The 23,058-nt window shown below is 72.6% G+C and carries 14 protein-coding genes; 9 read left to right on the forward strand and 5 right to left on the reverse strand.

The window, feature by feature from the left end:
• Positions 1-26: 26 nt before the first annotated feature.
• A complete protein-coding gene (locus K7G59_RS27310; protein WP_225838769.1) occupies positions 27-1,106 on the forward strand; it encodes a hypothetical protein in 1,080 nt (359 codons plus the stop codon).
• A 25-nt stretch (positions 1,107-1,131) separates the two neighbouring features.
• On the opposite strand, the gene K7G59_RS27315 is transcribed toward K7G59_RS27310, so the two are convergent.
• The gene (locus tag K7G59_RS27315) at positions 1,132-1,923 is read right to left on the reverse strand and encodes an SURF1 family protein (RefSeq protein ID WP_308295095.1); all 792 of its coding nucleotides are present in this window, start codon (positions 1,921-1,923) and stop codon (positions 1,132-1,134) included.
• A 127-nt stretch (positions 1,924-2,050) separates the two neighbouring features.
• On the opposite strand from K7G59_RS27315, the gene K7G59_RS27320 reads away from it, so the two are divergent.
• Positions 2,051-3,859 (forward strand): prolyl oligopeptidase family serine peptidase, encoded by a 1,809-nt coding sequence (locus tag K7G59_RS27320; protein ID WP_225838773.1) that lies wholly within the window; start codon positions 2,051-2,053, stop codon positions 3,857-3,859.
• A gap of 37 nt (positions 3,860-3,896) precedes the next feature.
• Here the strand turns inward: K7G59_RS27320 and K7G59_RS27325 are convergent, their stop codons facing one another.
• Positions 3,897-5,765: an NAD-binding protein gene (locus tag K7G59_RS27325; protein ID WP_225838821.1), complete on the reverse strand. Its 1,869-nt coding sequence runs from the start codon at positions 5,763-5,765 to the stop codon at positions 3,897-3,899.
• A gap of 502 nt (positions 5,766-6,267) precedes the next feature.
• On the opposite strand from K7G59_RS27325, the gene K7G59_RS27330 reads away from it, so the two are divergent.
• From K7G59_RS27330 to K7G59_RS27340, 3 genes are all read left to right on the forward strand, one after another.
• Positions 6,268-8,535, forward strand: a complete 2,268-nt coding sequence (locus K7G59_RS27330) for a cation-translocating P-type ATPase (protein WP_225838776.1) — start codon at positions 6,268-6,270, stop codon at positions 8,533-8,535.
• A 302-nt stretch (positions 8,536-8,837) separates the two neighbouring features.
• Positions 8,838-10,355: an alkaline phosphatase gene (locus K7G59_RS27335; protein WP_225838779.1), complete on the forward strand. Its 1,518-nt coding sequence runs from the start codon at positions 8,838-8,840 to the stop codon at positions 10,353-10,355.
• A 91-nt stretch (positions 10,356-10,446) separates the two neighbouring features.
• Positions 10,447-10,992 carry a hypothetical protein gene (locus K7G59_RS27340; protein WP_225838781.1) on the forward strand — a complete coding sequence of 182 codons (546 nt, stop codon included), beginning with the start codon at positions 10,447-10,449 and terminating at the stop codon, positions 10,990-10,992.
• Between the two features lie 406 nt (positions 10,993-11,398).
• Here the strand turns inward: K7G59_RS27340 and K7G59_RS27345 are convergent, their stop codons facing one another.
• Positions 11,399-12,952: a YibE/F family protein gene (locus K7G59_RS27345; RefSeq protein WP_374114288.1), complete on the reverse strand. Its 1,554-nt coding sequence runs from the start codon at positions 12,950-12,952 to the stop codon at positions 11,399-11,401.
• A 339-nt stretch (positions 12,953-13,291) separates the two neighbouring features.
• Positions 13,292-16,414, reverse strand: coding sequence for a tetratricopeptide repeat protein (locus K7G59_RS35110; protein ID WP_225838783.1), 3,123 nt, complete (start codon positions 16,412-16,414; stop codon positions 13,292-13,294).
• A 203-nt stretch (positions 16,415-16,617) separates the two neighbouring features.
• On the opposite strand from K7G59_RS35110, the gene K7G59_RS27355 reads away from it, so the two are divergent.
• From K7G59_RS27355 to K7G59_RS27370, 4 genes are all read left to right on the forward strand, one after another.
• The gene (locus K7G59_RS27355) at positions 16,618-17,523 is read left to right on the forward strand and encodes a hypothetical protein (protein WP_225838785.1); all 906 of its coding nucleotides are present in this window, start codon (positions 16,618-16,620) and stop codon (positions 17,521-17,523) included.
• 286 nt (positions 17,524-17,809) lie between these two features.
• Entirely contained in the window at positions 17,810-18,088 is a 279-nt protein-coding gene (locus K7G59_RS27360; RefSeq protein ID WP_225838787.1) for an SHOCT domain-containing protein, read from the forward strand.
• On the forward strand, positions 18,085-18,696 hold the full coding sequence (locus tag K7G59_RS27365; protein ID WP_225838788.1) for a sulfocyanin-like copper-binding protein: 612 nt from the start codon (positions 18,085-18,087) through the stop codon (positions 18,694-18,696). The genes K7G59_RS27360 and K7G59_RS27365 overlap by 4 nt, the downstream gene beginning before the upstream one ends.
• A 254-nt stretch (positions 18,697-18,950) precedes the next feature.
• On the forward strand, positions 18,951-21,431 hold the full coding sequence (locus tag K7G59_RS27370) for a heavy metal translocating P-type ATPase (RefSeq protein WP_225838790.1): 2,481 nt from the start codon (positions 18,951-18,953) through the stop codon (positions 21,429-21,431).
• 223 nt (positions 21,432-21,654) lie between these two features.
• On the opposite strand, the gene K7G59_RS27375 is transcribed toward K7G59_RS27370, so the two are convergent.
• Positions 21,655-22,944, reverse strand: a complete 1,290-nt coding sequence (locus tag K7G59_RS27375) for a serine/threonine-protein kinase (protein ID WP_225838792.1) — start codon at positions 22,942-22,944, stop codon at positions 21,655-21,657.
• Between the last annotated feature and the right edge of the window lie 114 nt (positions 22,945-23,058).

Below are 23,058 nucleotides of genomic sequence, written 5' to 3' on the forward strand. Positions count from 1 at the left end.
CGCAATCGCACGCTGGGAACGGAACTGTGAACCACGGCCCCGACGAAATGGGCTTCGAGGAGCGGGACCCGGCCCTCACCGGCCTCGCCCCCGACGAACTGGCCCTGCGCCGGATGCTGCACTCGGCGGTCGACGACGTCGAACCGAGCGACGGCGCGCTGGACCACCTGCGCCGCGCCGTCCCCGCCCGGCGGGCCCGCAAGCGGCAGGCCGCCGTCGGGATGGCCGCCGCGGCGCTGTTCATCGGCACCGCGATCCCCGCCCTCGTGCACGTCTCCAACGCCGTCGGCTCAGACCCCAACACCGCCATGGCCGGACAGTCCTCCGCGGCCCACAGCGGCAACGGCCACGGCAAGGACCACGGCGGCGACACCGGCACCAGGCGCGACGACCCCGGCGGCAGGTCCGCAGAGCCCGGCAAGGACCCCGGCAGCAGCGGCGACCGGCAGGGCGGCGGCGACAGCGGCACGAGCACCGGCTCCACGCAGGGCGCCGACCCCTCCGCCACCGTCGCCACCACGGTCCCGGTGTGCACGCCGGAACAGCTGGGCTCCGCCACCGGCAGCGCCGAGGCCCCCGACTCCGCGGGCACCGTCTACGGCGTCTTCCGCGTCAGCAACGTCTCCCGCTCCGCCTGCACCGTCGGCGGGACGGGCACGGTGGGCGTGACGCCGCAGGGCGCCGCCGACCCGGCCAAGGTCAGCGCCGTCCGGCATGTGGCCGGGGACGCGGCGGCCGGCCTGCCCGATCCCTCCCAGGAGGTCACCGGACTGGTGCTGCAACCCGGCTCGGCCTACGAGGAAAAGTTCGCCTTCGTGCCCTCGGAGACCTGCCCCATCGCCACCACCCCCACCGGCAGCACCACCGGCCCGGACAGCGGCGGCCCCTCGCCCGACCCGACCACCACCGAGGATCCCGGCACCACCAGCGGCACGGACACGAGCGGCGCGACGGGCACCACCCCCCAGCTCGTCACCGAGGACGGCACGGCCGAGGGCAGCATCGTGGTCACCCACACCACGCAGACGGGCGCGACGGCCACCGCCACGGTGCCCGGCGCGTGCGCCGGGACGGTGTACTACACCGGGGTGCTGGCGGGGTCGTAGGCCCCCGCCCGTGGCCCCGCCCCTCTCAGACGGACGTCGTCCGCTGAGAGGGCTGCTGCTCCGGTACCAGGCCCAGCGCCGCGTCCCGGACGACCTCCACCTCGCGGCGCAGCAGCCGGAACCACATGAAGACCACGAAGCCCGCGAAGACGAACCACTCGCCGGTGTAGCCGAGGTTCTGGAACGCCTTCAGGTCGAGACCGGTGTTGTCCGGCGCGGTCGCGGGCACGGCCTTCATGCCCGCGTCGGCCTTGTCCAGGGTGATCCAGGCGTCGTACAGCCGGTACGGCACCAGGTTCACCAGCGTGGCCGAGCTGATCGCCGACGTCTGCCCGGCGGGCAGCCCGCCGCGGTTGCTGACCCCGTTGTCCCCGGGGGTCTCGGACGCCTGGAGCGCGCCGGTGACGGTGACCTCGCCGGCCGGCGCCTCGGGTGCCTTCGCCGGGTCCGCCGCGCCGGGCAGCCAGCCGCGCACCACCGGCAGGGCCTTGCCGGAGTCGGTGCGCAGCAGGGTGAGGACGTAGAAGCCGTTCCTGCCGTCCAGCCGCCGGTCGGGCACCAGGAGCTGCTTGCCGTACCGGCCGCTCGCGGTGGCCCGCCGTCCCGAGGTGCTCTTGTCGACGGGCAGCAGCTCGGCCAGCGGCCGGGCGGCCTCCCGCCTGCCGGAGTCGGCCTGCCGGGTTGCGGTGCGGTGGTCCTGCATCCGCGCCTCGAACCGGCTCAGTTGCCACGACCCCATGAAGACGCAGAACGGGATGGCGAGCAGCACGAAGACGTTGATGCCCCACCAGCGGGGTGTCAGCAGAAACCGGTACACAGCCTCCACGGTACGGCGCCGGTGCGGGGCGGCACGGCCCGGGGTTCGCGAAGTTATCCACAGGCTTGCGCACGAACGACACCAATTGTCGGTGCGACCAGGCAGTATGGGGCGCATGACTGGGGCCATGAGCGAGAGCAGCAAGCCGGACACACCTGACATGCCGGACTGGGAGCGGCGCTTCCGGGCGCCCCGGGTGTCACTGCCCGACTGGGCGGTGGACGCCCCGGAGCGCTCCCTGTTCGTGTCGAACGCCACGGGCACGTACGAGCTGTACGCGTGGGACCGCGCGACGGGCGAGCAGCGCCAGGCCACGCACCGGCCGAACGGCACGACGGACGGCGTGCTCTCCCCGGACGGCGCGTGGATCTGGTGGTTCGACGACAAGGACGGCGACGAGTTCGGCATCTGGCGCCGCCAGCCCTTCGCCGGGGGCCCGGACGAGCCGGCCGTCCCCGGCCTGGAGCCCTCCTACCCCGCCGGTCTGGCGCTGGCCCGCGACGGCCGCACGGCGGTGGTGGGCCGCTCCACGGACGAGGACGGCACCACCATCCACCTCACCCGCGAGGGGGAACCGCCCGTCGAGGTCTACCGGCACCGCGAGTCGGCCGGCGTCGGTGACCTCTCGTACGACGGCTCCCTGATCGCCGTCGAGCACACCGAGCACGGCGACGCCATGCACGCGGCGCTGCGTGTGCTGCGCCCGGACGGCACGACGGTCGCCGAGCTGGACGACACCAAGGGCGGCGAGCAGGAGCTGGGCCTGGAGGTGATGGGCTTCGCCCCGGTCGCCGGTGACACCCGCCTGCTCATCGGCCACCAGCGCCGGGGCCGCTGGGAGCCGCTGGTGTGGAACGTGGCCACGGGCGAGGAGACCGACCTGGCCTTGGACCTGCCGGGCGACGTCGGCGCCGAGTGGTACCCGGACGGTTCGGCCCTGCTCGTCGAGCACGGCTTCGAGGCCCGCGGCGAACTGTTCCGCTACGACCTGGCCACCCACGAGCTGACCCGCATCCCCACCCCGTCCGGCACGGTCTCCGGGGCGACGGCCCGGCCCGACGGCAGCGTGGAGTACCTGTGGTCGTCGGCGGCGCACCCGCCCGTGGTCCGGTCCACGGCGGGGGGGATCGTCCTGGACCCGCCCGGCATGAAGTGCCCGCCGTCGGTGGCCGTGGAGGACGCCTGGGTGGAGGGTCCCGGCGGCCGTATCCACGCCCTGATCCAGAAGCCGGCCGGTGCCACCGGCCCCCTGCCCACGGTCTTCGACCTGCACGGCGGCCCGACCTGGCACGACAGCGACTCCTTCGCGGCGGGCCCGGCGGCCTGGGTGGACCACGGCTACGCGGTGGTCCGCGTCAACTACCGCGGCTCCACGGGCTACGGCCGCGCCTGGACCGACGCCCTCAAGCACCGGGTCGGCCTGATCGAGCTGGAGGACGTCGCCGCCGTCCGCGAGTGGGCGATCGCCTCGGGCCTCGCCGACCCGGACCGGCTGGTCCTCACCGGCGGCTCCTGGGGCGGCTACCTCACCCTGCTCGGCGTCGGCACCCAGCCCGACGCATGGGCGGTGGGCATCGCGGTGGTGCCGGTCGCGGACTACGTCACGGCCTACTACGACGAGATGGAGTCCCTGAAGGCCATGGACCGCACACTGCTCGGCGGCACTCCCGAGGAGGTCCCGGAGCGCTTCGAGGCGTCCTCCCCGCTGACCTACGTGGACCGGGTCAAGGCCCCCGTGTACATCTCGGCGGGCGTCAACGACCCGCGCTGCCCGATCCGCCAGATCGACAACTACGTCAAGAGACTGGAGGCCCGGGGCGCGGTCCACCAGGTGTACCGCTACGACGCCGGGCACGGCTCCCTGGTGGTGGACGAGCGCATCAAGCAGGTGCGCCTGGAGATCGAGTTCGCGCAGCGGCATCTGGGGCGGGCGTAGGGAGCCGGGCTCCTCGGCCGGGAGCCCCTTCGGGGGCTCAGCCCAGTTCGGCCAGGCCCCTTCGGGTGGCGGCCACCACCACACGGTCCTCTTTCTGCAGCACGTGGTCGGGCGGGACGTCGGTGCGGCCCTCCAGGGCCAGCACCCGCCAGGCCCCGGCCCGGAACGCGGCGGACACCGTCCTTCCCTCCAGCTCCGGGTGGCCGGCCACGTCCACCGCGGCGAACAGCAGGACACGCCGTTCCACCGGGATCGCGCCGAGGATCTGCCGGCCGAGCATCGCGCCCGCGAACGCCGGCGCGGCGAGGTGCGTGACGCTGCGGCTGCGGGTGCGGGCGTGCGGGTGGGCGGCGCGCAGGGTGCGGTAGACGGCGGTGGCGAAGTCGTCGTCGTACAGGCGCAGGACCACCCGCAGGTCCGGCCGGACGGACCGCGCGTACAGCACCGCCTCCAGGTTGGTGGTGTCCGCGCTGGTCACCGCCAGCAGGACATGGGCGCGGTGGATCTTCGCGGCCTCCAGGACGCCCTCCTCGGTCACATCACCCAGCACCACCGGCACCCGCAGCCGCCGCGCGGTCGCCAGCCCCCTGGCCTCCGGGTCGGACTCCACGCACACCACCGGGATCTGCAGTTCCCGCAGCCGGGTCAGTACACGGGTGCCGATCTTCCCGAGCCCGAGCAGCACCACATGTCCGCCCAGTCCGCGCGGCGGCCTGCGCAGCGCGGACGCGGTACGGAACGTGCCCAGCGCCTCCAGGACCGCGGCCAGCAGCACCGGCAGGAGCAGCAACCCGACGAGTCCGGACAGCAGTTGCAGGATCTGCCTGCCGAGGGACTCCCCGAGGGCGGGGTCGTCGATCGCGAACATGTCCAGCAACGTGAGGTAGAAGGCCCGCAGCGGGTGGATGCCCGTCACCACCCACAACGCGACCGCCAGCGCCAGCACGCAGCCCACGATCCCCGCGAGCGACCACCGCAGCCGCCGCGAGAACAGCGAGCCGAGCGGCACCACGCCCCCTACTCCGCGCCCGTTCGCGGCGGCCCCCCGCTCGTCCGCGAACGACACCTGCTCCAGCACCACGGTCGCCCGGCCGGCGGCCCGCCGTACCTCGTCGTCGTCCGGCAGCAGCCGGGGCCCGTGTTCCCCGCTGCCCTCGGAGCCGTCGGCCCCGGCCGGATCCGTGCTGGTCGCGGAGAGCAGCGCCAGCGTGCACAGCCCGGGCGCGGGGACGTGCCCGACCCCGGCGGGCAGCCGTTCCACGGCCCGCAGCAGCAGCCCGTCGGTCTGGACGACCTTGGTGGTCCCGGCGATCGCGGACGCGGCCAGCGCGGGTGCGGCGGTGTCCGCGTCGGACAGCACGGTGGTGGAGGCGTCCACGGCTCCGACGGTGCCGTCGCCGGTCGCCAACGCGGCAGCCTGGTCGAGGAGTTCCTCGATGTGCTGGCCCAGCCGCCGGTTGTACAGGCGCAGGACGAGCCGGATCCTCGGGTTGAGCCGTCGGGCGGTCAGCGCCGCCCGGATGTTGGTCTCGTCGTCGTCGTAGACGAGGGCGAGCGCGGCGGCCCGCTCGACACCGGCCTCGGCGAGCGTGACCTCGGTGACCGCGGCGGCCTCCACCATGCGTGCGCCGTCCGGCCCGTCGACGTTGCCGCCGGGGCCGGGGCCGGGGCCGGGGCCGGGGGTGCTTCCGGCGCCTGCACCGTGCCCGCCGCTCCCGCCGGCCCTGGCGACGGCCGCGCTGACCATCCGGTCGAGCAGCCCGGACGTGCCGCGCGCCCGGCCCACCACCGGGGGGCGGGCCGTGCGTTCGTCCGGCGGTACGACGAGGGTGACCCGTTCGCCGTGGACGCCGCGCAGTTCGGCGGCCAGCCGGTGCGCGAGTCCGTCGTCACCGCAGACGATCATGTGTGCCGACGCCACGCCGGGCCCGCTTTGGTTCGGAACGCTCCCCACGGCGGTGAAGACTGCCCCAAGAACACCGGTGGTTCCAGGAACGGCCTGCACGGCCGTGCCGTCAGCCCGACGCCAGGGCGTCGGTGCCCATGGGCCGGTCGTCCGGCGTGATGGCCGCCTGCTCCCGGCCGGTGGAGTACCGGTCCGTCGTCCATGCCGTCGTCCACGCGGTCGTCGGTGGAGTGGCCGGCCGTGCCGGGCGGGGCGACGTCCGGGGGCGTAAGGGCCGCAACAAGCTGACGAGGCATGCGACAGGCCGTGTGCAGCGCCGGTGACGCTCCTGCGCGCAGTCCTGGGGGACTTCGCGGGGCGTCAGCCGTGGACTGCGCCAGAGCGTGGACTGCGCCGGAGATCCCCTTGCGTTCGATACGGGGTGGGGGTATACATGAAGTCGTCGCCAGGTACCCCAGGGGGGTATGAGGACCGCCGCCTCCGTGAGCTGCGAGGAGCAGACATGACCACCACCACGACATCCGGTGCCGCCGAGGTCGAACTCGCCATCGGCGGAATGACCTGTGCTTCCTGCGCCGCCCGCATCGAGAAGAAGCTCAACCGCATGGACGGCGTCGAGGCCACCGTCAACTACGCCACGGAGAAGGCGAAGGTCACCTTCCGCGAGGACGTCACCGTCGCCGACCTGATCGCCACGGTCGAGGCCACCGGCTACACCGCCCGCGAGCCCCGGCCCGCCCGCACCGAGGCGGAGTCCGGCACCGGTGCGGCGGCAACGGAGGCCGACGAACTGCTGCCCTTGCGGCAGCGGTTGGTGACCGCGGTGGCGCTCGCGGTGCCGGTGATCGCGATGGCGATGGTCCCGGCGCTGCAGTTCGAGTACTGGCAGTGGCTGTCGCTGACGCTCACGGCGCCGGTGGTGACGTACGCCGCCTGGCCCTTCCACAAGGCCGCCTGGACCAACGCCCGGCACGGCGCCGCCACCATGGACACGCTGGTCTCGGTCGGTACGTCGGCCGCGTTCCTGTGGTCGCTGTGGGCGCTGTTCTTCGGGAGCGCCGGCATGCCCGGCATGACGCACTCCTTCGAGCTGACGATCGCGCGCAGTGACGGCGCCGGGAACATCTACCTGGAGGCCGCGGCCGGGGTCACCGCCTTCATCCTGGCCGGCCGGTACTTCGAGGCCCGCTCCAAGCGCCGGGCGGGGGCGGCACTCAAGGCCCTGCTCGAACTCGGCGCCAAGGAAGTCACCGTACTGCGCGGCGAGCGCGAGGAACTCGTGCCGGTCGCGGAGTTGCAGGTCGGGGACCGTTTCCTGGTCCGTCCCGGTGAGAAGGTTGCCACCGACGGCACGGTGGTCGAGGGCTCCTCGGCGGTGGACGCCTCGATGCTCACCGGCGAGTCCATGCCGGTCGAGGTCGCTGCCGGGGACGCGGTCACCGGCGCGACCCTGAACGCGGGCGGCCGGCTGGTCGTGCAGGCCACCCGGGTCGGCGCGGACACCCAGCTCGCCCGGATGGCGAAGATGGTGGAGGACGCCCAGAACGGCAAGGCCGCCGCCCAGCGGCTCGCCGACCGGATCTCCGCGGTGTTCGTTCCCGTCGTGATCGTCCTGGCCATCGCCACCCTGGGCTTCTGGCTCGCCAGCGGCGCGAGTCCGACCGCCGCCTTCACCGCCGCGGTCGCCGTCCTGATCATCGCCTGCCCGTGCGCCCTCGGTCTCGCCACCCCGACCGCGCTCATGGTCGGCACCGGGCGCGGCGCACAGCTCGGCATCCTCATCAAGGGCCCCGAGGTGCTGGAGAGCACCCGCAAGGTCGACACCATCGTCCTGGACAAGACCGGCACCGTCACCACCGGCCGCATGACCCTGCTGGCCGTGCACACCGCCGCGGGCACCGACGAGAAGGACGCCCTGCGCCTGGCCGGCGCCCTGGAGCACTCCTCCGAGCACCCCGTCGCGCAGGCCGTGGCCGCCGGAGCCACCGCCCGCGTCGGCACCCTGCCGGCCCCCGAGGACTTCGCCAACGTGCCCGGCCTGGGTGTCCAGGGGGTCGTCGAGGGGCACGCCGTACTCGTCGGCCGCGAGCAGTTGCTGGCCGAGTGGGCGATGTCCCTGCCGGACGACCTCAAGCGGAAGAAGACCGCCGCCGAAGCCGCCGGTCGCACGGCCATCGCGGTCGCCTGGGACGGCGAGGCCCGCGCGGTCCTCGAAGTCGCCGACGCCGTCAAGGAGACCAGCCCCGAGGCCATCCGCCGGATGCGCGCCCTCGGCCTGACCCCGATGCTGCTGACCGGCGACAACCGGGCCGTCGCCGAGGCCGTGGCCGCCGAGGTGGGCATCGCCCCGGAGCACGTGATCGCCGAGGTCCTGCCGCAGGACAAGGTCGACGTCGTCAAGCGCCTTCAGGGCGAAGGGCGTTCGGTCGCCATGGTCGGTGACGGCGTCAACGACGCCGCGGCGCTCGCCCAGGCCGACCTGGGCCTGGCGATGGGGACCGGTACCGACGCCGCGATCGAGGCCGGTGACCTGACCCTGGTCCGCGGGGACCTGCGGGTCGCGGCCGACGCCATCCGGCTGGCCCGCCGGACTCTGGGCACCATCCGCTCCAACCTCTTCTGGGCCTTCGTCTACAACGTCGCCGCGCTGCCGCTGGCCGCGGCCGGACTGCTCAACCCGATGATCGCGGGCGCCGCGATGGCCTTCTCCTCCGTCTTCGTCGTCGGCAACAGCCTGCGCCTGCGCCGCTTCCAGCCCGCCGACCGCTGACCCCAGCCCCCCGGGACCTGCGCGGCGCCCGCCGTCTCACTGCAGACGGCGGGCGCCCCGCTTTCACGTGTCCGAGCACGCCTGCGCCGGGTCGACGACCCAGGACGAGATCGAGCGCCGGGTGCGTGAGCCGATCGCGGACCCCGGCTGAGCGTCAACCTGTTCTCCTCGAGGACACGTCGGCATCGTGGTGTGTTCACACCCCGCTCTTACCGTCGCCTCACCCGGCATGTCCGGGAGCGCCCGCGGCCGGCACGCAAGGGGGGTCGGGCCGCGGCGCCCAGCGTCCTAGGAGCATCCGCATGCGCAGATCCGTCAGAATCCTGACGGTCATCGCCACGACCGGCGCGCTCGCCGCCGGTACGGCTGTGGCGGCCAACTCGACGCCCCAGCAGGGAGGTCGGGACAACGAGATCCACAACGTCATCTACCTGCTCGGCGACGGCATGGGCCGCACCCACGTCACCGCCGCCCGGGAGCGCTACTACGGCGCCCACGGCAAGCTGAACATGGAGCAGCTGCCGAACTACGGCGCCGTCGCCACCTACGCCGTGGAGAAGGGCACCGACCAGCCGTCGCTGGTCACCGACTCCGCCAGCTCGGCCACCGCCTGGTCGTCCGGCGTGAAGACGTACAACGCCGCCATCGGTGTCGACGCCTACGAGAAGAAGGTGACGACGCTGATGGAGCAGGCCCACCAGGCGGGCTTCGCCACCGGCAACGTCTCCACCGCCGAGGTCACCGACGCGACCCCGGCCGCCCAGTTCAGCCACGCGCTGCTGCGGGGCTGCCAGGGCCCGGTCTACTCGGACGCCTCCTGCCTGCCCAAGAAGGCCGACGGCAGCTACGAGGACAAGCCCGCCGACCCGACCCTGATCACGCCGATCGCCGAGCAGATCGCCCGCAACGGCACCGCCGACGTGATCCTCGGCGGCGGCATGGCCCGCTTCGAGCCGGACGACCAGAAGGCGCTGCAGGCGCAGGGCTACCAGGTGCTCGGCAGCTTCGGTGACCCGGCGCTGCCCGCGCAGACCGCCGGCAGCCAGAAGCCGGCCACCCGGACGGACCTGGAGAACGTCAGCAGCGGCAAGGTCGTCGGTCTGTTCAGCCGCGGCAACCTGACCGTCGAGCAGGCCAAGGCCCAGCTGCCCGCCGACGCCCCGCAGCGGCAGGAGCCGACCCTGGCGGAGATGACCGAGAAGTCCATCTCCCTGCTCAACGGCCGTTCCAAGAAGGGCTTCCTGCTGCAGATCGAGGGCGCCCAGATCGACAAGCGCTCGCACGCCAACGACGCCGCCCAGACCCTCGGCGAGGTCAAGGCGTTCGACGACGCCGTGAAGGCCGCGGTCGACTTCGCCAAGAAGGACGGCCACACCCTGGTGGTCGTGACGGCGGACCACGAGTGCGCCGGCTTCAACATCATCGAGAAGGGCACCTTCACCAACGCCGAGGCGGCTGCCCCGCCGGCCAACACCGACGCGGGCAACCCGGCCAACAACTCCACGCCGTCGCGGTCGTCCGCGGCCAACGTCAAGGACCCCGCCCGCTCCTCGGGCATCGTCAACGGCTCCGGCTCCGGCGACCCGAAGAACTTCGGTCCCGCCACCTTCCGTACGCCCGACGACCCGGCGGACGTCAAGGACGGCAGCCCCGAGGCCAGCCTGTGGCTGACCTACCTCTCCGGCAACCACACCGGTGCCGACGTGCCGATCTACGCGTACGGTCCCGACGGCAAGCGCTTCGCCACCAGCCAGAACAACACCGAGCTGTACGGCAAGATGTACCGCTCCCTGTTCGGCACCGCTGCGCGCACCAGCTGACCACCCGCGGGGCCGGACGCGCGCTCAGCGCTCCGGCCCCGTGCCCGCAAGCACCGCACCACCCAACCCAGACGCCCCCGGAGCAAGCCCGATGAGCCCGTTCATCCGCCGCCCCACGGCCGCCGCGCTCGGCCTCCTCGTCCCCGCCCTGGTGGCCCTCGCCGGCTGCAGCAGCCACTCGGCGGCCGATCACCCGGCCGACCCGAAACCGCCCGCATCCGCCACGGCAGCCGCCCTGCCCGCCCCGCGCACCGAGCCGGCCCCGGCGCCCACGCTGTCGCCGGCGCCGCACCGGGGCGAAGTCCGCATCGAGGCGGGACCGTTCACGGACCGGGTGAGCCTCAAGCGACTCACGCTCACGGACAAGCCCGCGGTCACCGGGCACCTGACCATCACCTCCGACGTCAGCGACGTGCTCGCACTGGAACTGCGCGCCGCCTACTACGACTCCCGCGGCCGTCTGCTGGGCACGGGCACCTTCCAGTACCAGGAGGAGGGCGAGGACGCGCAGGGCGACGACCACGCCGACGGCCCGCGCGCCGCCAGCGGCGGCATCGACTTCACCGTCCCCGCCACGCATCTCACCGGCACCCCGGCCGCCGCGGTCGTCTCCCTGCCCGTACTGGTCAACGAGTGATCCGCGCCGGCGCCGAGGCGCCGTACGGCGAAGGGCCGGTGACGTGACGGTCACCGGCTGGGCGATCGGGGTGAGCGCACCGGCGAGGCCGGCGAGGCCGGCGGGGCACAGGGTGTAGGTGCCCGGCGGCAGCGGGACGCGGGAGCGGCGGTCGTCGACCATGGTGCAGCCTTAGACCCGAGGCGGCGACTGCCGTCCGGGCGGACACCCGGCGCTCCGGCGCCAGGAGAGCCCCCGCATCCGGCGCCGGGAGAGCCCCGCGCGACACGGAGACGGCTCTGCATACGCATCGGACGCACGACGGCATCGATCGCCACTCCCGAACGAGGCCGCCTGGCGACCGGTTCGGGACCACGTCCAGCCACTGCCGGACAGCCCCGCTCAGCACCTGGGCCGGCCGCGCCGTTCAGCGCTTCCGTCGACGCCCGCCTCGCCGCGCAGCCGCCTTCCCGGCCGTCACCGCGCCCGCAGGCGCCGTTTCCGCCGCCGGACCGGGCCGGTCCGCCGCGACCACCAGAGCGGCAAGGGCTGTGGTGACCGGCACCGAGGCGACGAGGCCGATCGATCCGACCAGCGTGCGCACGATCTCCTCGGCGACCAGCTCACTGTTGGCGACCGTCCCGACGCCGCTCTGCGCGATGGAGAAGAGCAGCAGCAAGGGCAGCGCGGCGCCCGCGTAGGCGAGGACGAGCGTGTTGACCACGGAGGCGATGTGGTCACGGCCGATACGGATGCCCGCCCGGTAGAGCCCGCGCCGGCCCATCGCCGGGTTGGCCTCGTGCAGCTCCCACACGGCCGACGTCTGCGTCACGGTGACGTCGTCGAGTACGCCGAGGGAGCCGATGATGACGCCGGCGAGCAGCAGGCCGCTCATGTCGATCGACGGATACAGGCCATGGATCAGGCCCGTGCTGTCGTCCGTGTTGCCGGTGAGGGCCGCCCAGTCGATGAACTGCGAGCCGAGGACGCCGATCAGCAGCAGCGAGACCAGCGTGCCGAGGACCGCCACCGACGTACGGGCCGACAGGCCGTGGCACATGTAGAGGGCGATCAGCATGATGGCGCTCGCCCCGACCACCGCCACGAGCAGCGGGTTCGAGCCCTGCAGGATCGCGGGCAGGATGAAGAAGTTCAGCACCAGGAAGCTGATGGCCAGCGCGGCCAGCGCCATGAGACCGCGCATCCGCCCGACGACCACGACGGCGAGCGCGAAGATGCCGGCCAGCAGGCCCATCGGGAACCGGCGGTTGACGTCGGTGACCGAGTACTGAAGATCCTTGGGAGCGGAGGGCTCGTAGGCGGCCACGACCTCCTCGCCCTGGTGCAGCTGCCGTGGCTGGTCGGGCTGCACGATCTCGGTGAACGTGCGGCCCTTGTCCTTGCCGGTGTCGACCCGGACCGTGGCCCTGTGGCAGGTGCCGGTCGCCTTCTGCGGCGCCGAGCTGCCCCCGGCCGGGGTGCCGCCCGAGGCGTTCACCGACCCGCAGCTCACTTCGACGACCTTGGTGACCGTGGCCTGCTGCGTCTGGCGGTCGAAGCCGACGCCGGTGCGCTTGTGCGACGGCGCACCGCCCGGCCACAGCACCAGGAGCCCCACCACGACCGCGGCGGTGAAGGGGATCAGGATCGCCGCGATGACCTTCCGCAGACGCCGGGAGACCGGCGCGGCAGGCCCGTGGCTGTGGCTGTGCCCGTGCCCGTGGCCGTGGCCGTGCGGGCGGGTGTGCCCATGGCTGTGCCCATGGCTGCGTCCGTGGCCTGCAGCCGGGGCGGGGACATGACCCGCGCCGGTACCGGCTGCGGAGCCGCGAGGAGGTGCCGACGGGCCAGGATCCCCGTACTCCTGCGCGTGCTCATGCTGGTACTCCTGGCTGTACTCGCTCGCGCGACGGGCCCCGGCCCGAGGCCGTTCACCGGTTTCGTTCCAGTCCCCGGCACTGTGCCGGTCAGCGGTTCCCACGCCGTCTCCCTCGCGGTCGTCGGTGCCCCCCTCCGGAGCCGGGCCTGAGCAGCGGCTCTGGGGAAGGGTACGGGAACGGCTGCGTCGTGGTTCGCGCCGATCACGACGCGGCTCGGCCGCTTGCAGGGACGCACGGCCGCCTCGTTCGGGCGGACGGCGACGAGCCGGTGCAGGAGGCGAGGCGTCGGCGGGGTGGTCGGTGACCGGTCACCTCAGTCCACGGTCACCGGCTCAGCCCCCAGTCGCCGACTCAGTCCACGGTCACCGGCTCACCCCCCGGTCGCCGACTCAGTCCACGGCCACCGGCTCACCCCCGGTCACCGACCGCCCCGCACCGTCTCACAGGTCCGTGACCGGCAGTCCGTCCAGCTCCGCCTGTGCGGCCAGCGTGTCGGGGTGGTCCTCGCCGAGGACCCGCGCGCGGTCGTCCCGGACCTCGCGCAGCAGCACCGCGGCGGTCTCGACGTCTCCCTCACGGGCGATGATCTGGGCCCTGCCGAAGCGGGTCCTGATCACCTCGGGGTGGAGCGGGTTGCCGTAGCGGACCAGTCGCTCCTCCAGCAGAACGTCCATTTCGGCGAGGGCGACCGCCAGGTCGCCCAGCTCGGCCTTGATCCTGGCCATGTTGAAGCGGGTGATCAGCACGGCGGGATGGGTGTCCCCGAGCACCTTCCGCTGGTCCCGCAGCAGTTCCTCGTGCAGCGGCAGGGAGCCCGCCGGATCGCCCAGTTCCCAGGTGTAGCGGGCGATGTTCAGCCGCGCCAGCAGCGTGTTGGGGTGGTCCTCGCCGCGGATGCGCCGCACGTCCGGCAGCAGCGCGCGGAAGCCGTCGAGTGCCTCTTGCCGGCGCCCGGACTCGCCGAGGAACTTGTAGATGTTGAACCGGCTGAAGAGCACCTGTGTGTGGTCCTCGCCGAACACCGCGATCCGGTCCCGCAGCAGTTCCTCGTGCAGCGCCAGCGCCGTGTCGTACCGGCCCAGCATGCCGTGCCAGTACGCGATGTAGTGGCGGCTCTCCAGCACCGCCTGGTCCGTCGGCGCGAGCACGCGGAGCTGGTCCTCCAGCAGTTCCTCGTGCAGCCGCAGCCCCAGTGCCATGTCCCCGCCGCGGCCCGTCCAGTACGCGATGTCGTGCCGGTTCTTCAGGGTGCGCGGGTCGTCCGCACCGAACACCCTGATCTGGTCGGGCAGTACAGCCTGGTGCAGCCGCACCGCCTCGTCGAAGTCGCCGATCTCGCCGGTCGCGTACGCGATGCGGTACCGGGACTCCAGCACGCGTGCATCGTCCTCGCCGAACACGCGGCGCTGGTCCTCCAGGAGATCGCGGTACAGCTCGCGGCTGCGGCCGTAGGCCCCGGCCTTGCCCGTCCAGTAGGCGGCCCGCTCCCGGGCGTGCAGCGTCACCGGCGAGTCGCTGCCGGGGCGCTCGGCCAGGCGGTCCCCCCAGGCCGCCCAGCGGGCCCGGTTGACGCCGGCCTCGGGTGCCGGGCGCCGCTCCAGACACTCGAGCAGCCGGTCGTACAGCGACGGGTCGCGCGTGGCCGCCTGCCACAGATGTTCTGGCTCTGCCTGCTCAGCGTAGGCGTGCAGCGGGTCGTCGGGCGTGTGCTGGTCCATGGGGGCCATGGTTTCAAGTACCCGGCAGAGTGCCTGATGGCCGGCCACCACGTCTTCCTCCTGCTGCACGTACTCGATCAGCGAAGGGTGGTACACGCCGAACAGTTCGGCACCGTTCGGGTGCGCCGACCGCACCACCAGGCCCGGGACCAGGTCCAGGACCTGCTCCAGTGCCTCGTCGTCCACGGGACCGCCCAGCTCGGCGGACGCCTGGACGAGCAGCGGGCGGGGCAGCGTGGGGCTCGGGCCGGCGGCGGCGGTCACGACCAGGACGGCGTCGAGCCATACGCCACGCCCGTCCGGGACCTGTGCCCTCTTGCCGAGCAGCGTCTCGCGGTACATATCGGTGAAGGACACCCGACCCGTCCGGGCCAGCGGGCCACTCTCGCCCAGAACTCGGGTGACCTGCCAGTTTCCGTTCGCCTGCTGGAGGATGGCGTTCTGCGTCCGCCCGGACGCACGCCGGGCCATCCGCAGGTACGCCCGCAGCTGCTGTTCCCCGGGCGCAGGAACGGGCGCGCGCCGCCAGTCATCGGGCAGCGGCACCCCGTCCCGGACCGTCGCCACCACGCCGAACCACTCCGGCGCCGCACCGGCCAGCGCGCTCAGCTCGCGGACCAGCTCAGGACGGTGCGGAGCGTCGACCTGGTCCAGTCCGTCCACGATCACGCGCACCGGGCCGCGCGGCTCCATCTGCCCGAGCGGCCCGCCGATCTCGGCCACCGTGCGCGGCAGCAGCGTCCGCTCGCCCTCCGGCGTACGGGCGTTGTACGCCTTCTTCGCATCGGCGAACCCAGGGAGGTACTTCTTCAGCTGGTCGGACAGCAGCGACCACGCCGAGCCGGCGGTCCAGCGGGTGGTGTCGAGACGGACGATCCCGCAGACGGCCGGGGCACGCTCCGCCTCCTCCGGCGGGAGCAGCTCCGCGCGGCACAGCGCGGAGGCCAGCGTGGTCTTGCCGGTGCCCATGGTGCCGAGCACGGCGACCAGCCGGTTCCGGCGGACCGTCTCGACGAACTCCCCCAGCTCCACGGGCGGCTGGAAGTGCCGCAGCGCAGGCATGAGCACCCCTGCGTCGACCGACCCCGCCAGCACGCTCAGCTCGCGCTGGTACGCCACGTTGTGGGCGAGCCAGGTGTCGTACGGGGCCTCCGGAGCGCCCCCGCCGCCGTCGTACGAGGTGGCCTGCGGCACCTGCCGGGTCAGACGGACCTGCACCGCCTGCCGTACCGGACGGGTGCGCAGGATCTGCTCGAGCCGGATGTCCCCGTGCCGGATGAGCCCGTTCAGGGCACCCGAGAACTGCAGTCCGTAGGAGACCCGGCCGTCCGAGGACGTCAACAGCTCGATCCGCCGGCCGGTCTGCATGGCGGGTTTGAACCACTTCTGCGTCGCGAAGAGCCCCGCGTACCCCGACAGGCACGCATCGATGACGACGGTCAGCTCAGGCACACCACCGTGGCGCCGTACCAGCTCGCCCAGCCCGGAGGCGAGGTCGAAGGCCGTCTCGGGACTGGGCGCATCGGGGGTGGAGCGGACCGGGAAGAGGAACTCGCCCTCGCGGACGACATGACCGTGCCCGAGAAAGCCCAGCACCAAGGGCGCTCCGGCGGCCGACGCCTCCTCGAACGCTTCGGCCAGGACATCGGTCACCTGCACCACCGACTGCGGGTTCATCAACAGCCCGTCCGCGAAGGCGGGTTCGCATTCACCGCGCAGTGGGTCCAGCAGGAGCTGCGTCAACTCGGCTGCCAGGGGCTCCAGGAACTCGAGCCTGCTGTGCGGTTTCTCCTCACGGGCATCCCAGTGGGAGGCGATCACCAACGCTCTGCGCTCATCCGTCACTCTGGCATTATCGGCGCCGAGGTCGGGCAACTCCCTCCTCTGACAGGAGGAGTTGAGAGCGAGCCGACCGGCGAGGAACCCGCCGCCCGCCGCCGCGCGTTGTGGTGGTGACGGACGGACGGACGGACGGACGGGCAGGCGGGCGTACCGTCCTGCGGACGGCCGCGCGCGTGCACGGCACGGCGCCAGGCGAACGGAGACGCATGGCTGAGTTGGTCATGGTGCACGGCATCGGTCCCGAGGAGGAGACCGAGGAGCAGCTGAGTGGCGCCTGGATGCGCGCGCTGGCGAGGACCCTGCGGGAGAACGGCCGCGCCGAGCAGGCCGCCCGGCTGGAGGACGGTTCCGTCACGGCCGCCATGGCGTACTACCGCCATCTGTACGCCCGCTACGTCCCGCAGGACGACTGGGACATGCCGCTGCCCGACCCGATGGCAGCGACCGGTGAGGACGTCGCCGCCGACATCATGGACAACATCCAGCAGCACGCCTCGGACCCGGCAGCCCGCGCCGAAGCCACCCGTGCCCTGGACGAACTGCGCGCCGAGGTGGGCCCCGAGCAGGGTCCGGCCGAGCTGCTGCGCATGTTCGTCGCGATGCTGGGGCGGCTCGGCCCGGTCGCCCGCTCCGGTTTCGCGGCGCTGAGCAGCACCGGGGTGTTCCACCTCGGACAGGTCGCGGCGTACCTCGACGACGAGACCGTCCGCGAGGGCGCGATCGAGGCCGTGCTGTCCCGGGTGACCCCCGACACCAAGGCGGTGCTCGCGCACTCGCTGGGCACCGTCGTCGCCTACGAGGCCCTGCACCGGCTGGACCAGCCGTTGCCGCTTCTGGTCACCTTCGGGTCGCCGCTCGGCCTGCGCTCCATCGTCCGCCGGCGGCTGCGCCCCCAGCCACTGCGCTCGCCAGGCCACCTCAAGCGCTGGGTGAACGTCGCCGACCGCGACGACTTCATCGTCGCGACCCTGCGGCTGAGGACGCTGTTCCCGGACAACGACGCCGTGCTGGAGCGCACCCGCCTGGTGAAGAACCGCAACACGAACCCGCACGCGGCCGTCGAGTACCTCAAGCACTGGCAGACCGTGGAGCCACTCACCGAGCTGCTGTGACCCGCACCGGGGGCGGTGGCGGCTTTCGGCTCTCCCCATGTGGCGGCATGCGCAACGCCCATCTGGCGGACGCGGACCATGCAGGAGGCGGGGACCACCGGGTCGCATGCCGGTGATCAGCTGATCACCGGACCTCCTCGCCGACGACTCCCGCTCCGGCATCCCGGTCCGGCCGATGCGTTGGGTCCACCGGCCCCACGCCCGGGAACTTCGGCCCCGGGCGCCCTGGGCCGGCACCGATCGATCCTGGCATCGACGGACTCGTTGGCCGAGGGAAGTGGTCGGCATGATGTGGTACGACGGCGGATGGGGCTGGGGCGGCTGGGTCGTCATGACGGTGGTCATGGTGCTGTTCTGGGCGGTCTTGATCTTCGGCCTCGTCGCTCTGGTGCGCTACCTCACCGGTGCCCATCACCATCAGCAGCCCGGCGCGCCCCCACCGCCCGGCGCAGGCGGGTGGCAGGGCCGCCGCGCCGAGGACCTGCTCGCCGAGCGGTTCGCGCGCGGGGAGATCGACGAGGAGGAGTACAGACGTCGGCTCGCGCTGCTTCGGGAGCACCGATGACTCCGCGCCGCCGAGGGATGTGGCCGGCGATCGCCCTCGCTGCCGCGGCCGTGGTGCTGGGCATCGCCACGACGGCTCTGATGGCCGCGTCCGGCGCTTTCCACAGGACGGGGCCTGCCTCCTGGCGAGCGCAGGGCGCGCGATGCAGCGCACCGGCCGCCACGGGCACGGCGGTGGACGTGACCGCATGGGACATGGGCGGCATGATGAGGGGCCCGAACCGACCTGCGCCGAACCACCACCTCCGTCCCGGCTGGTACGGCATGGGCATGATGCGTCTGGTGGCCCACCCGAGCACGGTTCCTGCGGGAAGGGTGACCGTGCGGGTGGTCAATGCGGGAATCCTCACGCACGAGGTGATCGTGCTGCCGCTGCCGGCGGGCCGGTCCGCTGGAGAACGTGCCGTCGGCTCCGACGGCCGGGTGTCGGAAGCGGGCAGCCTCGGCGAGGCGTCACGCACCTGTGGCGCGGGTGCCGGAGAGGGCATCGCCTCCGGTGCGGCGGCCTGGACCACGGTGACGCTGCGGCCGGGCCACTATGAGCTGCTGTGCAATGTCCCGGGCCACTACGCGGCCGGCATGTACACAGAGCTGGACGTCACCAGGTGAGCGTCGAGGTGATGACCAAGACCGCGCACGTGATCCACCTTTGTGGGCAAGGACGGCCCGCAGGCCCACGAGGGCACCGGTCAGCGGGCCGCCGGGACCGCGCCCGCAGGTGACCTTCCGCCGCGTGCTTGCTCTGACCGAGCCGCGAAAAGGCCCCGACCAGCCCCTGTGCCGGGGCCGGTGGGCCCCTCTTTCCGGTCGGTGCGGTCTGAAAAGGTGGAAGTGGTTCCGGCACGGGGGATGGAGGCCCCGTCATGGGTGTTGCCGACGTCGTCGTGGCGCTGGTGGCCGCGGGGCTGGTCGCGGCCCTGGGCTGGTTCTTCTTCGGCCCCCGCACGTCCCGTACCGCGCGGATCGAGGGCGGTGTGCAGCGGGCGGAGGTCACGGTCCGTGGCGGCTACAGCCCCGACGTCATCGTCGTGCGGCAGGGCATTCCGGCGGAGCTGGTCTTCGACCGTCAGGAGACGGGCGAGTGCACCTCGCGCGTGGTCTTCCCGGACCTGCACCTCAGTGCCGCCCTGCCCGCCTACGCCCGCACCACGGTTCGGGTGAGCCCCGACCGGGCCGGGTCGTTCCGCTTCGCCTGCGGGATGAACATGATCCGGGGAACGCTCGTCGTCGAACCGGCGGAGGGGACAACGGCGCCTGCGGCCACACCGGTCGAACGCGTCGATGTGCCGCCCGAGGAGCCGGCCGCCGAGTCGGAGGCGGCCGAGACCGCCGAACGACAGGCGGAGATCACGGACCTGGGCCGGCGGGTCGGCGTCGGCGCGGTGCTCACCCTGCCGGTGCTCTTCGCGGTCATGGCGCACGAGCTGTTCAAAGCCGACTGGGTTCCGGCCGTGTTGCTCGACCACTGGTTCCAACTCGCCCTGATCACACCGGTGATGTTCTACACCGGGTGGCCGATCCACTCCACGGGCTGGCTGACCCTGCGCCATCGGGGTGCCGACATGAACTCCCTGATCACCTTGGGGACATCGGCCGCCTACGGCTACAGCCTCCTCGTCACCCTCACACCGTCCCTCTTCCCCGCGGACGTGCGCGGGGTGTACTTCGAGGCGGTCGGCGTGATCCTCACCCTGATCCTCCTCGGCCGCCTGCTGGAGGCCCGTGCCAAGGCCGGCACCGGCGAGGCCATCCGCGCCCTGCTGGGACTCCAGGCCCGCACCGCCCGGGTGGTCCGCGACGGCGAACAGCAGGAGATCCCCGTGGAGGAGGTGGCCGTCGGCGACGAGCTGGTGATCCGGCCCGGCGAGAAGGTGCCGGTCGACGCCGACGTGCTCTCGGGGTCCTCGCTGGTGGACGAATCCATGGTCACCGGGGAGCCGATGCCCGTCACCAAGCAGGCAGGAGACACCGTCATCGGCGCCACGGTCAACGGCACCGGCGCCCTGCGGGTGCGTGCCGGCAAGGTCGGCTCCGACACCATGTTGGCGCAGATCATCCGCCTGGTGCGCCAGGCCCAGGCGTCCAAGGCCCCCATCCAGCGCCTCGCCGACGCCGTCTCCGCCTACTTCGTCCCCGCCGTGATCGCCATCGCCGTCGCCACCTTCGCCGTCTGGTTCACCACCGGCCCCGCACCGGCCCTGACGCTCGCGCTGGTCTCCGCCGTCTCCGTGCTGATCATCGCCTGCCCCTGTGCGCTCGGGCTGGCCACGCCGCTGTCGGTCATGGTCGGCACCGGCAAAGGCGCCCAGGCAGGCATCCTCATCCGCTCCGCCGAGGCCCTGGAGACAGCCCACAAGCTCGACACGATCGTGCTCGACAAGACCGGCACCGTCACCGCCGGGAAACCCGTCCTCACCGATCTCCACACCGCAGGCGGCTTCACCGAGGACGAGCTCCTGACACTGGTCGCCGCCACCGAGCAGAGCAGCGAACACCCCCTCGCCGCGGCGATCGTCGCAGGCGCCCGCGCGCGCGGCCTCGACCTGCCGGAGCCGACAGACTTCGACTCGGTCACCGGCAAGGGGATCGAGGCCACCATCGAGAACCGCGCACTCCTCGTCGGCACCGCCCGGCTGCTCACCGACGCCGGGATCGACACCAGCACCCTGGAACCGGTCGCCTCCCGCTACTCGGCCCAGGGAAAGACCCCGGTCCTCGCCGCTGTCGACAGCCGTCCGGCCGGGGTGCTCGCCGTCGCCGACACGGTCAAGGACGACTCCACCTCCGCCATCACCGCCCTCCAACAGCTCGGCCTGGACGTCGTCATCATCACCGGCGACAACGCCCGAACGGCGAAAGCAATCGCCGCTCAGGTCGGCGTCGAACGCGTCCTGGCCGAGGTCCTCCCCGAGCACAAAGCCGACGAGATCCGCCGTCTGCAAGGCGAGGGCCGCACCGTCGGCATGGTCGGCGACGGCATCAACGACGCGCCCGCCCTCGCCGCCGCCGACGTCGGTCTCGCCATCGGCACCGGCACCGACATCGCCATCGAGGCCGCCGACATCACCCTCATCTCCGGCTCCCTCACCGGCGTCGTCACCGCCATCCGGCTCTCCCGCGCCACGATGCGCAACATCCGGCAGAACCTGTTCTTCGCCCTCGTGTACAACGCGGTGGGCGTCCCCGTCGCCGCCGGAGCCCTCTACCCGCTGTGGGGCATCCGCCTCAGCCCCATCATCGCCGCTGCCGCCATGGCACTCTCCTCCCTCTCGGTGGTCACCAACTCCTCCCGTCTGCGCCACTGGAACACCAGCGGACGGCAGGACACCGGCGAACCCTGCTGAGGTGACCTACGAGCGGTTGCTCGGCCGACTCGCGCCGGAGCGCTGAGGGGCGTCCGATCGCCTGATCGGGCTACTGCCCGTTGTCCCCGTGGTTCCCGTTCCGAACGACCGTTCGGGTGCCGTTCGCGCGTGCGTGCGGGGCGTTGGCGGGATCTGAACCCACGACCTCTTCGTCCCGAGTCTGCGGCGGGACGCGACCACGTGCGAGTGCTCCGAACTCCGGTCAGTGCTTGCCCTTGCCTCCGTGTTCGTCAACCTTCCCGGCGCCTGTTCGGCCGCTGGTCGCCGCGTTCTCTTGGCCGGTGGGCTGCGCCGGGGATGAGGAAAGTGACGGCGAGGGTGAGGAGGCGGTGCTGTCCCGCGACGGGGACGTCGCGGTGGTCGTGGACGGCTCGGCGTGCGGCCCCTGAGCCGAGCCGGTGCCGGGCGAGAACCAGGCCAGGCCGACGAGCAGCGCCACGGTGAACAGGGCGGTGCCAGCCAGTACCGCCAGCAGGCGGGAACGGCCGAGGAACGACAGCCGCGAGCGGCGGGGCGCGGCTCGGTGCACACTCGTCTTCCACTCGGTGTCCGCCACCGCGACGAAGGCGGGCTCGGACGTACTCGGCATCGAGGTGGCAGGGACTGTCACCGCCGGACCGGCGAAAGTCGGCCCGTTCGGATGCCGGTGGCCCTGGTGCCCGCTCGGCAGGGGCTCCGGTGTCCCGCGCCATGCTCCGCGCCCGAACCAGTCGGCTACTTCCTGGGCCGTGGGCCGGTTGTCGGGTTCCTTGGCCAGGAGGCCGAGCAGATAGCTCTCGAAGGCCGGCGAAACGTCGACGCTGAGCTGCCGGGGCGGCACCGGGGGCGTGTCGAGGTGTTGGTGGAGGATCGCGAGCGAGGTGTCCGCCTGGAACGGCGGTCGGCCGGTGAGGAGTTGGTAGATCACGCAGCCCAGTGAGTAGACATCGGAGGCCGGGCCCGCGGTGCGGCCCAAGGCCCGTTCAGGCGCGAGGTAGAGGCTGGTGCCGATGATCTGCCCGGTGGCGGTGAGCGCCGCGCCGGGATCATCGAGGAAGCGGGCGATCCCGAAGTCGCCTATCTTCACGGTGCCGTCGGCGTCCAGCAGAAGGTTGGCGGGCTTGATGTCGCGGTGGACGATGCCCTGCCGGTGAGCGGCGGCGAGTCCGGCGGCAGCCTCGGCGGCGATACGGGCCACACGCTCGGCGAGGAGCGGACCGGAGCCGGTGAGCACCCCGGCGAGGCTGTCGCCATCAACCAGTTCCATCACCAGGAAGAGGCGGTCCTGGTATTCGCCGAAGTCGAGGACGCCGACGACGTGCGGGTGGCTGAGGCTGCCCGCGGTCTGCGCCTCCAGGCGGAATCGGGAGAGCGTGGTGGCGTCGGAGTTCTGGGCAAGCAGGAGTTTCACGGCCACCGGTCTGCCGAGCGTCTCGTCGAAGGCCCGCCAGACCTCCCCCATCGCGCCCCGCCCGATCGCGTCCCGCAGCCGGTACCGGCCCGCTATCAGCACCTGTGCCTCATCCTCATCCCCAAAGACGCCTCGACCGCCGCAGGCCATGACTCACCGCGACGGCTCAGATCAAGGTGGAAAGTGCCTCAGCGGCTCCAGCGTACCGGCCCCCGA

It is taken from the genome of Streptomyces sp. NK08204 (assembly GCF_020400585.1).
In the GTDB taxonomy this organism is placed as follows: Bacteria; Actinomycetota; Actinomycetes; order Streptomycetales; family Streptomycetaceae; genus Streptomyces.